The sequence below is a fragment of the Marinagarivorans cellulosilyticus genome (assembly GCF_021655555.1).
Taxonomy (GTDB): domain Bacteria; phylum Pseudomonadota; class Gammaproteobacteria; order Pseudomonadales; family Cellvibrionaceae; genus Marinagarivorans; species Marinagarivorans cellulosilyticus.
This window is the reverse complement of record NZ_AP023086.1, coordinates 534,523-549,334: the sequence shown is the minus strand read 5'-3', so window position 1 is coordinate 549,334 and position 14,812 is coordinate 534,523. Positions and strand designations below refer to the sequence as shown.

The following is a 14,812-nucleotide window of genomic DNA, read 5'->3' as shown; positions in this document are numbered from 1 at the left end:
CAAGATGCATCACAAGGCCATCGCAAAAAATATTGTAAAAGCAGAGGAATGGTAAGGCAGCTAATTATGGCGAGCGCGCTTTTACGGCTATATTAAAAAAGCCCGCCTCAAAAGAAGCGGGAAAATGACCCCAATTATCAGGGTCGATGGGACTGTAACTTAAGGGGAGCTACCATCCTAAAAATTGGCAAGCCAATCCATTGCAGGGCGATACATTAATTAACCGATCGCCTTGAGATCTAAAGCCAGAAAATTTTAACCTTCTAATCAAAGCCTTTATGCTTAGCATTCCATGGCCCGCGGCATAAGCGGCAATTGTCGCCGATAAACATACCTTTGCCAGAACTGGAGAGATCATCTTTTAGCATCCAGTTAAGCCAACCCACTGCAATAATGCCAAACTCACCACCGTTATCCTGAAAATACGCATCACCATGCCCAATGGGATAATTCGCGTGGTAAATGGGAACATTATCGACTTCGTCAAACTGTTGAAGACCGGGGTTGTAGGCAACATCGCTTTGATCGCCATTAAATATGGCTAGCGGCGAATGAAACCGAGGGTAGTAATCAAATCTATCACCAAAAATAGCGATGCCGCTATTTAAAGCAACTGCCGTATCAACACGAGGATCTACCGCTGCATAGTGAGCCATGCCACCACCACAAGACCACCCCATGGTTGCGATTTTCTCAACATCTAACTTTTGATAAAACTGACTACATTGGCGGTTGTTTTCTGCAATAGCCCAGTCGATGGCTTTAACAAGCTCGGTTTCATGCTGATCATTACTACCAGAACCAAAAGGCCCGCCGTTAGCAATAACAAGGTAGCCATGCGATGCTACTTCTAATAAAAAGTCAGCTTGCTCCGTACCTACGTTTGAACAAGCACCATTCCCCCAAGCAACAATTGGAATTTTTGTATTACCATCCAGTGCCGGCCTAAAAATTGTATGGTTAGGTAAAGTTTGCGTTGCATGCTCAATAGCGTAACCAAAGGCTCCGGAAGGTGGGTTCTTCTGAGCTTGATTTGTAATAGCTTGATCATAATTAACCACTGCAGGCTGCATTCTTTGCGCCTGTGTGCACTGTGGTTCTGGCGGCTCTTCATAAGCGCCACCATTACTAGAATAAATAGCAAACCCGCTCAGCGTGGCATTATCAATTCGTGAAATTAATTCAATGGTGAGGTTTCCATCTTCAACAACGATTCCCTCAACGCGGTGGTTATATGCGCCGTCATGCCCAGCCAGACTGAACAAATCAATTTCTAATAATTCTTGTCGACCTTCAACATTAACGTCAAACGAGCGTTCGCCGCTTGAGGTGTGGTAAAGCTCTGCAAAATGTAAAACGATAGTGTAATTCGCATTTGACACAGGAATATTGTAAGTATATTCGCCGTAACGCTCTGACTGGAAAAGAGTACTATCAGCGGCGCCCATTATTGAGTCCGTTACAGCTAACGTGGTACCACCAGATGCAAACCGATCAGGCTGATAGTCAATGCCACCCAAGCGAGCAGGTTGTTGACTCCCTGCATTTATCGCATAAACAAAAGATTCCTCTACCGTCGCCGATGAGGACTGCTCACTGCTAATTTCAGAGCTATGCTCTGCAGAGTGGCTAGATTCCTCACTGCTTTGTGCGCTGCTTAACGAACTAACAGGCATATTTACCGTAGAGCTTTGGCTATGCTCGGAAGAAGACTCTACACCTCCATCGCAACCGGCAACAATAATTGCGGCCATAAAAAATACTAGCCTAGGGTTAAAAAAGTGTTGCCCGTGTTGTTTCATGGCGCTATCTCACGACGATGTCAATATTTACCATATCATATGATGAATATGAAAATGGGAGTGTGACATATTTCATAGATTACGCCTTGCTCGTATTTAATATAGGGCAGCTCTAAAAATAGTAATTTTTTGTGAGAGCAAGGACAGAGGTAGGAAGCCTTTTATTGGAGCAAGTGCGGAATGTCGAGAAGCAGTTACCGAGGAACACGATGTCTCGCGGCTTTATGTCGGAAAAACGGATACCCCACAGCCTGTGCAAGCTTTGGAATAGCCCGTTATTGAGCAACTCGACACCCTAAAGGACTAATACCGCCAGTTTTATTGTTCGGTATTATTTCTGCCGCACATAGGTCATTCAGCTAAGGTAGAATAGCCCCACTTTCGACTTTACGAGGAACACCACCATGCAAGAAACTTGGCGCTGGTTCGGCCCTAGTGATTCCATCAGTTTACAAAAAATCGCACAAGCAGGCGCCACGGGTATTGTTAGCGCATTGCACCAAGTGCCCACAGGGGCGCTATGGCAAGCAGAAGATATTGCACAACAAAAAAAGCAAATTGAAGACGCTGGGCTTGAGTGGTCGGTTATAGAAAGCATTCCGGTGCACAACGATATAAAAACGCGAACCGGTAATTTCGAGGCTTATATCGAAAACTACAAACAGTCCGTTATTAATGCGGGTAACGCAGGTATTAAAACCATCTGCTATAACTTTATGCCGGTAGTGGACTGGACGCGCACTAACCTAAACTACACGCTAAAAAACGCCAGCCAAGCCTTGCGCTTTGAAATGACCGACTTCGCCGCCTACGATGTGTATTTACTGGAACGACCAAAAGCTGAGCAAGATTATTCTAGCGATGTATTGGCCCGCGCCAAATCTCGCTTTAGTGCTATGAGTAACGACGAAAAGATTTTATTAGAAAAAAATATTATTGCCGGTTTACCTGGCGGCGAAGGCTCTTACACCCGCGATACCATTCGCGCAGCCATTCAACAATTTATAGCATTAGGCACCGAACAATTCCGCAAGCACTTATTTTTATTTTTACAAGAGATTATTCCCGCCGCTGAAAGCGTTGGCGTAAAAATGTGCATTCACCCAGACGATCCACCGTTTTCGTTATTTGGCTTGCCGCGCATTGTATCTACCGCCGAAGATGCGAGAAAACTGCTTAATGCCGTGCCAAGCCCCTCCAACGGTTTAACCTTATGCGCAGGCTCTTACGGTGCCCGTGGTGATAATAATTTAACCGCCATGGCCAACGAATTTGGCAACCGCATTTATTTTGTTCACTTGCGAAATGTAAAACGCGAACAAGATGGCTCCTTTTACGAAGCTGATCATTTAGATGGCGACAACGATATGGTCGGGCTTATTAACGCCTTACTGTGCGAAGAGCGACGAAGGTCAAGTGCAGGCGAAAGCGATTGCTCTATTCCTATGCGTCCAGACCACGGCCACTTAATGGCGGACGAGCTCAATACCGAAGGCGTAAAACCCGGCTATTCCTATACTGGCCGCATGAAAGGTTTAGCCGAGCTGCGTGGCGTTATTCATACACTCGAGGTATTACACAAACATCAGCACGCGCTTTAGACGTTTGCAAGTAGCACGCACCGCTGCCATACAAAGCATTACGTCAATTTAAATATAATGGTGAGTAACCGCTACTTACCATTTATGGTTTTACGGTGCTTTTCTCTGGAATAAACCATAGATGTTTTTTATCCAAGGGCGTTAATGCTGGCAAGTTTGGGTTTTTAATTGAGATTAAAGTACGCTCTGTGAGCTTTGCTTTTTTAATAACTGCAGAAAAGTGTTTTTGAAAATGCTGCTCAAAGTCTCCGCTTTCGATTGCCCGCGTTAAGCCCTGCGCTAATAGGTCGCGTAGTTTTTTGTTGCCTTTAGCTACAAAAAAGTAATACGCCGTTGGGTAATGTAGGGTAACGTATGGATCAACCATTAAATCCAAGCCCGATTGATCATCAAGTTCCCCCCAAATTTCCACGATCGAACGCGGAAACATATCTGCTCGACCGTAGCGCAACATACGAAATAGGCTTCTAAAATCTACTGACGATTCAACTTCAAAACCACTGGCTTTCAAAATAGGCGTATCCGGCCAATCAAAACTTTGTAGTACTGGGAACTGCCTTAAGGCATCCACCGAAGCAATACCTTTAAGCAAATCGCGATCCTCTTGGCGAATAAGCATTAAGCGCCAGCCAATTAGGCCTTTATATAAAGGGATGCGAATAGGCAGAAGTTCCGACTCTAGATGTGCATTAGTATGTAACCAATGCACATCTAGCTCACCCTTTTCTACACTTAGCACAACGCGACTTTCGACTTGATTGGTCATCCTCGCAGGCACTAAAGAGATTTTGACGTCTGAATATTTAGCCGCCAAATTGAGTAAATCTATAAAATATTGATCTCTAACTTTAAAATAATCATCTTCTTGGTTATTAGCATACTTTACAAAAATAGCGCGCTTTTCTTGCCCTTGAGACGCAATAACAGGCTCTAGCCCCCATACCACATACACAGGCAGCAATAATGGCCAAAAAGCTTTGCAGTAAAAGCGATATAGAGGCTGTAACATTAAGGGAGGCGTCAGCGAAAACATTCCTTAATAATAGCCGAAAAGTAACTAGGAAAATACTCGTTGGGCTATCGAGACTAAACAGCATTATTAGGCGTGATCTAACTACATACATATTTCCGAAAGAAATAACAAAGCCATTCTTTAATACATTAGTTATGACAAGCCATAAGACCGATTACGGGCCTAAGAGCACCAAACGGCACAGGCGCCAAAATCAACATAGTTCAGCACCCCAAGGTATTAGTGCATACACTCTTGTGGCGTTAAAGCATATTTTTAGAGCCGCCCTTAATTTTAACTTAGCAGTACACCAAGCTACTGCAGTATTTGGCGACTAATTTCAGTAAAGGAATGTGAACGATGTTTAACTTTTGGATTCTCGAACAAGGCTATGTTATTTCAGAGCTGCCCAGTTGGTATGCCGCACCTTACCCTAACGCTGCATTTACCTTTGGCCCAGGATCACTTCACCGCTTCTATAGCACCATTTCTAGCGTTGCACTAAAATTTTCTGGATACCGGCCGCTTAACGTATACCTTATGTGCACTCTTTTTATTTCCACACTCACTCTACTGGTGGGGAAAATTCTGAGCTGTAATCCACTATACCTGCAATTAATCTACACATCTTGTGTACAGAATTAACAGAGCCAACCATAATGTAACCTTGAATAAACCATCTCGTGGTATACGCGAGGCTTATTCAAAAGAAAGCAGTGCATCACGCCTTTGTGCTTAAACCATACAGCAACAAGTTGATGCTCTGTGACACACAAATAAGGGATATCTAAAAATAGTAATTTTTTGTGAGGGCAAGGGCAGAAGTCGCTACTGGCAACTTTCTGCACTTCCTCCATCCGTGGCAATGTAATTAACTTAGCGGCAGCCGACAATTTTTCTGGACTCGCTCTAGCCAATCCATGGGCGTTCCCGGCGCGGGAACTCGCCGTCGAGGAGCAAAAAACTGTAAGCTGCTCTCGCGGGAAAAGTACATTTTTAGAGACACCCAATAACCAAAAGGAGTTAATAGGTAGTGACACAAAATATATACGAGACACCAAATTCAGATGTTAGCAGCGATTCAGGTGAGGCCGTATCACTAACGCCCAAGGAAATTTTACTTTCTTTTAAGGGCCGCATTAGACGCGCAACTTACTGGAAATACCTGCTGAGCATGTTTGTAGCCATATTCGTGCTCATGTTTCTCTTGGCCACACTAGGTATTAACGAAGATGCTATCGCAGGAGTATTTGTTATTTTATACATCCCGCTAATATGGGCATCACTGGCTATTCAGGCAAAACGCTGGCACGACCGCGACAAGTCGGCTTGGTTTATTCTAATTTCACTTATTCCTGTGATTGGCCCTATCTGGGCATTCGTTGAAAACGGCTGCCTAGCCGGAACCGATGGCGCTAACCGTTTTGGGCCGCCAGAAGCTTAGAATGCTGTAATCATAGCGGCACAGGCTTCTTTTTAGGGGTCGCCGCTATGATTAATAGCGCTGTATCGCTATTGCCTTTTTACATATAGCACTTATAAACACCTGTAATATTATCCCCGCCACCTTTTTCGCAGCACGCCGTAAATACCGCACCGGTACTTTTAGTCACCGGTAGCTTAATGGCTTGCCCTGCATCGGCTAATAATAATTTAAAATCTTTTGCCACTAAATCGATTGGAAAATTGGGCGCAAAGTTTTTTGCCAGCATGCCTTGCGCCGCCGATGCAAGCGCAGGGCTTACTACCGGTAATTGAGCGAGAATGTCCATGGCTTTTCTCGGGTTAACATCGAATTTTTCGCAAAAGCCTAACAACTCTGCTAATAACGAAACCTGCACACCCAACAAAGAATTTACCATTAGCTTTAGCACTACACCGCTGCTGCCCTCGCCAACATGATGAACAACTGCCCCCATAACATTAAGTAACGGCTGAATACGCATCAATTGCGCTTGGCTAGCACCAACCAAAAAGATGAGCTTTTTCTGCTCGGCTTGCGGCAGTGACCCAGCTACCGGCGCGCATATAATGTCTCGCCCGTACGCCTCAAACCTGTTAACCAATTTATCAAAGTGGCCTACAGAAACTGTAGAGCACTCCACGGCCAATGCTTCAGCTTTTAAAGCCATTAAAGCCCCTTGCTGCTTGTGTAACCACACCTCGCTAGAGGCCGCGTCATCGCGCAGCATTGAAAATACAACGTCGGCATTTGCCACTGCCAATTTTGGCGTTAGCGCCATGGTTGCCCCCAACGAAAGCAACGGTTTGGCTCTAGCCGCCGTGCGGTTCCAAACCACTACTTGATGCCCTGCATCTAGCAGGTGTTGGCACATTCTTACCCCCATATTTCCAAGGCCTAAAAAAGCAATATTACTCACGGTATTCTCCAACGAGTGAATGATCGATAGCGCCAGCGGCATAACAGCGCACCAACACAATGAGGGCGCACTATGATTCATTTGCCTACGGGCGATAAGTTGGTTACATTGCATAGCATTTATTCAATTTTCGAATATATTGAATGTCCGATTTAATATCCCAAATCAAAACCTTTGCGCGCGTTGTAGAAGCGGGCTCTTTCTCCAGCGTGGCGGCTGAGCAAAATAGTTCGCAGCCTACTATTTCTCGCCAAGTTGCAGCTCTGGAGGAACACCTCGGCTGTCGGCTTTTTCACCGCACCACCCGCTCGCTCTCGCTTACCGATGATGGCCATATTTTTTATCAGCACGCGCTACAAAGCCTAGAAAGCTTAAAGCTTGCCGAAGATGCTGTTGGCAAGCGCAAAGGTAAACCTAGCGGTACGCTGCGCATGTCTTGTGCGGTGGTTTTTGGCCGCTTACATATCATTCCTCGATTAGCGCAATTTATGGCCAACAACCCAAATGTTGCCGTTGATTTACGCATGAATGACCAATTCAGTGATTTAATCGAAGAGGGAATAGACTTGTCTATTCGAGTCGGGGAAGTTACCGACCCCAATATGGTCTCTCGCCAAATAGGCACCACACGCCGAATTGTTGTCGCTAGCAAAGCTTACCTAGCCAAGGCTGGCACACCTCAAACGCCCAACGACCTTCGCCGCCACCAATGCATTGTCTATAGCCGGTTAAATGCTGGCGCCAATTGGCGCTTCAATGCACCGCAAGGGCCCATTAACATTCCTATACAAGGCCGCTACACCGCAAACAATACAGAGGGTGTACGCACTGCAATTATTCAAGGGCTAGGTATTGGCTATGTTCCCACTTGGCACTTTGTGGATAGCGAATTAGAAAATGGTGATTTGGTCGCACTACTGCAAGACTGGCAACCACACCCCCAACCTATTAGCGCGGTTTATCCTTGCCGGCATTACTTAGCCCCTAAAGTACGCGAGATGATTGACTTCTTAGCCGCAGAGTTTGCAGCAGATCCTATGCTGCAACCAGCTAAATACACCACCACACCAAACCATAATGCGGGCGTTCGTTAACGCACAATACTTTAATTTTCAACACTGTAGACAGTTTTATGAAGCAATAAGCCCGTAATCACTCAGCTCCTCGTACACATTACAGACTTTAATCGATTTCAGGTTTACACCTAACCTCTCAAAAACTCTTGAGAGCAGATGCTGGTTGGACTTTCGTCGCTTCCAGCTCGCTATCGATATGACCGTTTTCTCAGCCGTTTGTTTTTTATCTCTATCCTCAATTTTTAATAGATTGAGAGCCGTTAATGACGCATTGACCTGATTATTGATGGCCTCCGAACGGCGTGATTGGCAATGTGTCAAGCCGGTGTATTGTTTAGCATCTCTGAATAAAAATTCTATTTGAAATCGAGCCCTGTAATACGACAATAATGTCAGTGCGTCTAAATTTTTATCTGTCGAGAACAATATCGCTCTTGTCGATACAGCTGAATCCGACGATCGAAGAAGCACTACACGTACCTCACGCTTCAATGAAACGCTATACGCGATGGCGCTGTATATTTCAGTGTTACTTTCATAGGATCCAATGTACTGAAAGCGCGATAGATCATTTTCAAAATTGATTTTCCCTTCGTATTGTTTGGGCCGCCCGCAGCCCGAGTATTCTCCCCGATAAAGCCATTTTAAATTTGCATCGACTCGTAGCTTGCCGACCATGTGCAGCCCTGCATTCACAACGCTGTTCACAAATTTATACTTGCTATAAAATGAATCAGCGGCTAGATACTGAATCTCTAAACGCTTCAATTCATCTGCCATATCGGCAGCATGATCAGCATAAAGATCAGTGCGTGTTTTACCTTCTGTATCGATGGTTTGCCGCGCATCAATCGAGTAAGCCGTATGGCTTTTAATATTCACTGCGCTAATGAGTGACGTTTCTAGTCCTCGTTCACTAGCCCCTTGAGCACCGTTATAAAACCAGCCTAGCCCCTCTGTCTTTTTACCTGACTTTTTCATGAAGCTAGCGTCAATGGCTGCAATATTTTCCTGCGACCGCCCCAATGAATGCAAGAGAAGCTCCGTGTTGAATTGCGCAAACGGAAATTCTCGTCGATACCAACGCGCGAATCGCTTCTCACTCATATCGCTATAGCGACTCATATTTCTGAAAGTCGCTCGACCGTGAAATACAACCAATGTGGCAAGCAGGCCAGTCATAAATACACGTTGAGGCTTATTGATGCTAGGCATTAAACTGAAAATAGTGTTTACTAGGTCTGTCATGGGTAAATCTTGTGGGTTGTTTGATGTCAGAAACCAAATTATCTCAAAATTTATCCATGACTCCTAATAACATAGCGAAACTCTATTCCCTTCCTGCCGACACGACATGACTACTTTGGGCCTATTGGGGTGCTTAAAACTGTCCGAAGTGTTGTAATTTTATAACCCACACTTAAATCACTAGTGAGTATTAATGGACGTTTTACAAAGCTTTAGCTTTTACCAATTAATGTGCATTGCCTTATTGTTTATATGGACCGGTTTTGTTCGCAGCGGGTTAGGCTTTGGTGGGGCAGCGTTGGGGCTGCCGCTATTATTATTTGTTTATGACCAAGCTATTTTTTGGATGCCGATTATTGGTTTGCACTTATTATTTTTTTCCGCTCTAACCTTGCGTACACGTATTAATAAGGTAGACACCGCATACCTTAAAAAATCGATGGTTATCATTTTACCTTTCACCCTAATTGGCATAGCCGGTTTAATTACACTACCAACACACTGGCTACTCAGTTTTATTTACGGCGTTGCATTGCTTTATTCACTGTTGTGGCTGTTTGATATTGCGGTGCAAAGCCATAGCCAATTTATTGATCATTGTTTATTGGCAGTAGGTGGTTATGTTGCAGGCACCTCATTAACCGGCGCACCGCTTATTGCCGCCGTATTTATACGCAATGTAAGTGCGCCGTTATTGCGTAATACCTTATTTGTCACATGGTTTGTGATTGTGAGCTTGAAGCTTTCGGTGTTTTGGGCTATTGGCGTTGCGTTACAATGGCAAACCGCCATTTTGCTATTACCCGTAGCCGCAGCTGGGCACTATTTAGGGCTAAAAGCACACGAATACATTTTGCGTAATACCATTTTATTTAAGCGTGTAATTGGTTTTATTCTTGCGTTTATCAGCCTGTTAGGTTTAATCAAAGTGTGGTGGCTTTAGCGCCACATCCGAAAAAACTGATCGCTGTAGCATTAAGCGCCATGCGACCCAGAACAATGTTTTGCCATAGACATTCCAGCTCAAACCGGTACCATTAACAGCCGCCCCTTCAGCCAAATATTCAATACGCGTATGACCACCCATCTCGTTTTATTTAATTTTAACGATATCGCCTTACTGCTCGTTATTTTTAACTGCTTGATATTCAGTTGTATTTTATTGGCCGTTAAACGCGGCAAAAGAAGCAGCAATAGCCTGCTGGCGTTATTCATATTGGTATTTGGCCTGGCCGCATTGGATACTTTAATTTACTGGTCTGCACCGTTAAAACAGGCCTTATTCAGCGATGCCAGCACGCTATTTTTTGTTTTTAAATTTGGCTTGTTGGCTCAGGGACCGCTGCTTTACCTTTATACGCGGTCAGTGATTTATACCGACTTTACCGTCAACACCAAAACCGCATGGCACTTCGCACCGCTAGCCATATTCCCCCTTTACCTGTGGGCCATACTTAGCACCCTTGGCGAAAGCGCTTTGCACGCTGGCATCAACAACTACAACATCTATTACGAAAATACGCTTTATCGGGGCCTGTTAATAGCCCAGCACTTATCCATACTAAGCTACGGGCTACTCAGCTACCGACTATTAACACGCTATAAAGTCGAAATTGTTCACAGCCACTCCAACCTCGATAAGGTTAGCCGGTCGTGGCTGCAAATATTGATTGGCGGCTTTTTGTTCTTATTTTTTTGGGAGCTAGGAGCACAACTGGCTCACCACCTAGCACTGGGAAATATCCCTAGTACGATGGGCCTTATGGGCAATTATTTTAAGTTTATTTTCGCCACGGTATTGGTGATATTCAGCCTAATACATTCCAACATTGTGCAAGGGATAAGCTCATCACAAGCCCCCAACCTACCCGAAAATAGCACCGCCGCGCCAGAAGCCGAACCTTTACCTAAGCGCACCGCTACCGAAGAACTCCAGCAGCATCATATTGACGCCGTCAGCCGCGCCATAGAGCAAGACGAAGTTTATCTAGACCCAGAAATCACACTCGACCAGCTAGCTAATAAACTGGCCTGTACACCAAGGCAGGTTTCACGCGTTATTAACCAACACTACCAACAAAACTTCTTTGAATTTATCAACTTCTACCGAGTAGAGCGCGCTAAAAAACTGCTGCTCGAGCAAACCACCCTACCGATGCTAGAAGTGATGGACCAAGCAGGCTTTAGTAGTAAGTCGGCGTTTAATCGGTTTTTCAAAAAATACACCCAAATGACCCCCACGCAATTTCGCAATCAAAACATTCACCAGTAACGCCAAGCTGCGTACTACTTTACGCAACGCGTAGTCATTTTCGCCGCGGCTAACACTCCGTTCACCAAAATGCGAGCTGCTTCACCCTTTAAAATATTGTCTAGCGGCCACCACAAAAGCCACGCCAACTTGATCACAATTTAAGCCCGCTGCCGCTCTTTTTACGTGCCACTAAGCGTCTACTGCGGATGTCGGCACGTGTCAGTACATGAAAACCTGTATTCTGGGGCGAAAGGGTTAATTACCCGCGGCACACTTAGCGGCGTCGACGCAAGGTGCGCCCAGTACTTAGCGTGACACTCATCCACTTCATTGCTATCGAGTCCAGAAGAATGCATAAAAAATTACTTGATGTATCAACCAGCACCCGTTTGTTATCCACCTCCGTATTAGCGCTAGCCGTTGGCGCAGGTTGCAGTGGTGGCAACAATGACCACTCCAGTACAGCAAATATCAGCTCTGCCACAGGCAATAGCTCGAGCCTTGCGCTAAGTAGCGCCAGCAGTGAAGCCGAGTCGAGTGCTAACAGTATCAGTAGCGCCAGCAATATCAGTAGCGCCAACAACAGCAGTGCCGCGGCCAGTGCCTGCATTGCCGAGCCACTGGCCACGGGGTATTGCATGGTATGGAACGATGAGTTTTCGACCAATGAAGTGGACCTCACCAAATGGAGCTACGAAAAGAACTGTTACGGCGGCGGCAATGCGGAAGCACAATGCTATGTAGAAGACCCAGATAATGTTTGGGTTGATGGCGATATTCTGCACCTAAAAGCCATTCGCGAAAATGCCACAGGCCCAGCCACCCACGACGATGCTGACAATTACGATCCTAACGACACCTCCGGCAGCGGCACTTACACTTCTGGCCGCTTGCGCTCGGCATTAAAAGGCGACTGGAAGTACGGCCGTTTTGAAGTGCGCGCCAAGCTTCCTTATGGCCAGGGCACTTGGCCTGCCATTTGGATGCTGCCTACCGACTGGGTATTTGGCGGCTGGGCAAGCTCTGGCGAAATCGACATTATGGAAGCGGTTAACCTTAAAGTCGGTGGCGAGAACCGCATTCATGGCACCCTGCATTTTGGCGATAACTGGCCCAACAACACATACTCAGGCACCGAGTATGTACTGCCTGGCGAAGGCGACCCAGCTGACGATTTCCATGAGTACGCCGTAGAATGGGAAGAAGGCGAAATACGCTGGTATGTTGACGGCGATCACTTTGCCACCCAGACAAGCGCAGGCTGGTATTCTGCCGCCGCACTAACAGAGCCCGACGCGCCCTTTAACCAACGCTTCCACCTTTTGCTAAACCTTGCCGTTGGCGGCAATTGGGCAGGCCAAGTTAACGACACCGGCATTGATGAATCGGCATTCCCTCAAGAAATGCAAATTGATTACGTGCGCGTTTACCAGTGCACTAAAGATATAGAAACCGGTAAAGGCTGCGCCAGCCGCGACGACGACTTTGATGCAAACCCTGGGGTAACGCCACCGCAACCGATTGATACCAGCGGCGATAACATTGCCCTATTTAACGGTGCAACAACGCCCCCCTATGTATGGGGTGTATACAGTGCAGAAGGTAACCTAGGCTATAGCGTTGTGGATGCTGGCGGCGCCAATGGCACCGTTGGAGAAGTAACGTTTAACACGGATACCGGCATTGGCTTTTACCAATCAAGCGCAACAGCGGACTTAAGCGGGTTTAACTTTGTCGAGTTTGATTTACGCATTACCGCCGACCCTCGCGCTGTTAAAGATAACCTTATCTTCCGCGCCGATTGCGTATGGCCTTGCACCTCGGGAGATTACGATATTGGCTACCCCGCACTAAACACTTGGACGCACTACAAAATAGCACTGAGCGAATTAGCCACTGCAGGCTTAGATGTCAGTAAAGTGAACGCGCCTTTTGTTATTTCACCGCTTTCCGGTAATCAAGCGGGTGTCGTTTTACAAGTCGACAATGTCACGGTAACCAAATAGCGTACGATTAGCAGCAGCCCTAGGCTAACTGAAAGCTACGGGGCTGCTAGCGCAATGTAGACCTATATATTACCTAGCCGCAATTCTTTTCGAATCATGTGGTTGAAACACTGTACCCACAAGCCTTCAAACTCGGTATCAATTCGTGCATTAATGGCCGATACCGCACGCACAGTAGAGCTGCGGCGCCCTACATCAACGCAGCCATTAGTTAATGCAAAAAAACTATCGAGTATTTTTAATATTTTGGCGCCAGGGTGTATATCTCCGCCCTTAAGCCCACTGGGGTAACCGGTACCGTCAACGCACTCGTGATGCTCGCGAATAATTGTGGCGGCCTCTTCCCAGCCGGGCATGCGCACCAAGTACTGATAACCCCAATCGGGGTGATTTCTTACCGCATCGTGACTTTGGGGGTTGGCATACAAGCGGTTGCCAGCAATTTCGGCCGGTACAAAGCTCATGCCTAAATCGTGCAAATAAATAGCCGCAGCAAACTGCGTCTCGTCGACTTGCCTGCCCGAAATTTCATTCATTTTCATGGCCCAATCATATAACTGAATACTGCGGCCAAACCACGAGGGCTCTAGGTTATCTAGCGCTAAAGCGGTGTGCTGAAAAAACGCGAGGTCGCGCGCTTGCAGGTCAGAATCAGCACAGGGCCCTAACTGCAATATATGCTGGTCATTACTGACAATCGGGCTTGCCGATAACGACGCATGCTCGTCTGCTACCCCTGCGCCCAAAAACTGCAACGTTTGCTGCGCCACAGCGCAAGCCGCATCTTTATCGGCTACAGCCAAGGCGTGGTACAACGCTTTAAGCTCGTCGATACAAAGGTTATCAAAGCGCTTATCGAGTAGTTCTTGCTCGTGAATATCGCGCAGCCGATCCATTGCTATAAGCAGTGCCTCTGCGACTTTTTCACTCAAATCGAATTTATTCGAGCGAAGGGACTCTGCCACCTCTTCGATAACATGTGCAAAATCCACAACTGGCTGCACCCCCATCAAGCCGGCATTACCTTTGACATTATGTATCGCCCGGAACAACCGGTTAAGCAACGCACCCTGCCCGCTCGCCTCAACACCATTCAGTGCATCTACAAGGCAGGCCTCCACTTCAATATGCAAGTCTTCAAAGGCTTCTAATAGATCTTTTTTACTTTCGTCATCTAACATCGGCAGTCGGTTACCAGCTAATTGCATCTTTATGAGTGGATCTCAATCAGTATAGACACACAACCGGCAGCACAAGCGAGAGTTACCGCCGTAACTTTGCATACGTAAGGGCATACGTAAGGGCATACCCAATGCCATTAACTTAAGGCTAGTTAAGCGGTAGGCGGTGATTTTTCAGGACCCTCACGCGCCGGGAGCGCGTGCGGAGCGCCCATGGATTGGCTTGAGCGAGTCCAGAAAAATTGTCGGCT

Annotated in this window: 11 protein-coding genes; 6 read left to right on the top strand and 5 right to left on the bottom strand. The window is 46.3% G+C overall.

The genetic code is table 11. The features are described from left to right. Positions 1-263: 263 nt before the first annotated feature. Positions 264-1,802 carry a malectin domain-containing carbohydrate-binding protein gene (locus tag MARGE09_RS02095; RefSeq protein ID WP_236985711.1) on the bottom strand — a complete coding sequence of 513 codons (1,539 nt, stop codon included), beginning with the start codon at positions 1,800-1,802 and terminating at the stop codon, positions 264-266. Positions 1,803-2,206: 404 nt separating this feature from the next. On the opposite strand from MARGE09_RS02095, the gene uxuA reads away from it, so the two are divergent. Next, positions 2,207-3,403 carry a mannonate dehydratase gene (uxuA, locus tag MARGE09_RS02090; protein WP_236985710.1) on the top strand — a complete coding sequence of 399 codons (1,197 nt, stop codon included), beginning with the start codon at positions 2,207-2,209 and terminating at the stop codon, positions 3,401-3,403. An 82-nt stretch (positions 3,404-3,485) separates the two neighbouring features. On the opposite strand, the gene MARGE09_RS02085 is transcribed toward uxuA, so the two are convergent. After that, positions 3,486-4,412, bottom strand: a complete 927-nt coding sequence (locus MARGE09_RS02085; protein ID WP_236985709.1) for a type 2 periplasmic-binding domain-containing protein — start codon at positions 4,410-4,412, stop codon at positions 3,486-3,488. Between the two features lie 1,036 nt (positions 4,413-5,448). On the opposite strand from MARGE09_RS02085, the gene MARGE09_RS02080 reads away from it, so the two are divergent. Further along, entirely contained in the window at positions 5,449-5,859 is a 411-nt protein-coding gene (locus MARGE09_RS02080; RefSeq protein WP_236985708.1) for a DUF805 domain-containing protein, read from the top strand. A gap of 79 nt (positions 5,860-5,938) precedes the next feature. Here MARGE09_RS02080 and MARGE09_RS02075 read toward each other — a convergent pair whose 3' ends face one another. Then, complete coding sequence (locus MARGE09_RS02075; RefSeq protein WP_236985707.1) at positions 5,939-6,838, bottom strand: NAD(P)-dependent oxidoreductase; 900 nt, start codon at positions 6,836-6,838, stop codon at positions 5,939-5,941. 101 nt (positions 6,839-6,939) lie between these two features. Between MARGE09_RS02075 and MARGE09_RS02070 the strand changes: the two genes are divergently transcribed. Next, complete coding sequence (locus tag MARGE09_RS02070) at positions 6,940-7,890, top strand: LysR family transcriptional regulator (protein WP_236985706.1); 951 nt, start codon at positions 6,940-6,942, stop codon at positions 7,888-7,890. Between the two features lie 36 nt (positions 7,891-7,926). Here the strand turns inward: MARGE09_RS02070 and MARGE09_RS02065 are convergent, their stop codons facing one another. After that, entirely contained in the window at positions 7,927-9,120 is a 1,194-nt protein-coding gene (locus tag MARGE09_RS02065; protein WP_236985705.1) for a transposase, read from the bottom strand. Between the two features lie 193 nt (positions 9,121-9,313). Between MARGE09_RS02065 and MARGE09_RS02060 the strand changes: the two genes are divergently transcribed. From MARGE09_RS02060 to MARGE09_RS02050, 3 genes are all read left to right on the top strand, one after another. Next, a complete protein-coding gene (locus MARGE09_RS02060) occupies positions 9,314-10,063 on the top strand; it encodes a TSUP family transporter (RefSeq protein ID WP_236985704.1) in 750 nt (249 codons plus the stop codon). Positions 10,064-10,195: 132 nt separating this feature from the next. Continuing rightward, positions 10,196-11,392, top strand: a complete 1,197-nt coding sequence (locus tag MARGE09_RS02055; protein ID WP_236985703.1) for an AraC family transcriptional regulator — start codon at positions 10,196-10,198, stop codon at positions 11,390-11,392. A 332-nt stretch (positions 11,393-11,724) separates the two neighbouring features. Continuing rightward, a complete protein-coding gene (locus MARGE09_RS02050) occupies positions 11,725-13,380 on the top strand; it encodes a glycoside hydrolase family 16 protein (RefSeq protein WP_236985702.1) in 1,656 nt (551 codons plus the stop codon). Between the two features lie 62 nt (positions 13,381-13,442). Here MARGE09_RS02050 and MARGE09_RS02045 read toward each other — a convergent pair whose 3' ends face one another. Continuing rightward, positions 13,443-14,561: an HD domain-containing phosphohydrolase gene (locus MARGE09_RS02045; RefSeq protein ID WP_236985701.1), complete on the bottom strand. Its 1,119-nt coding sequence runs from the start codon at positions 14,559-14,561 to the stop codon at positions 13,443-13,445. Positions 14,562-14,812: the final 251 nt, after the last annotated feature.

Coding starts and splice junctions, on each gene's coding strand:
- MARGE09_RS02050 (WP_236985702.1), top strand. CDS start 11,725: ATGCATAAAAAATTACTTGATGTATCAACCAGCACCCGTTTGTTATCC.
- uxuA (WP_236985710.1), top strand. CDS start 2,207: ATGCAAGAAACTTGGCGCTGGTTCGGCCCTAGTGATTCCATCAGTTTA.
- MARGE09_RS02045 (WP_236985701.1), bottom strand. CDS start 14,561: ATGTTAGATGACGAAAGTAAAAAAGATCTATTAGAAGCCTTTGAAGAC.
- MARGE09_RS02095 (WP_236985711.1), bottom strand. CDS start 1,802: ATGAAACAACACGGGCAACACTTTTTTAACCCTAGGCTAGTATTTTTT.
- MARGE09_RS02055 (WP_236985703.1), top strand. CDS start 10,196: ATGACCACCCATCTCGTTTTATTTAATTTTAACGATATCGCCTTACTG.
- MARGE09_RS02060 (WP_236985704.1), top strand. CDS start 9,314: ATGGACGTTTTACAAAGCTTTAGCTTTTACCAATTAATGTGCATTGCC.
- MARGE09_RS02075 (WP_236985707.1), bottom strand. CDS start 6,838: ATGCCGCTGGCGCTATCGATCATTCACTCGTTGGAGAATACCGTGAGT.
- MARGE09_RS02085 (WP_236985709.1), bottom strand. CDS start 4,412: ATGTTACAGCCTCTATATCGCTTTTACTGCAAAGCTTTTTGGCCATTA.
- MARGE09_RS02065 (WP_236985705.1), bottom strand. CDS start 9,120: ATGACAGACCTAGTAAACACTATTTTCAGTTTAATGCCTAGCATCAAT.
- MARGE09_RS02070 (WP_236985706.1), top strand. CDS start 6,940: ATGTCCGATTTAATATCCCAAATCAAAACCTTTGCGCGCGTTGTAGAA.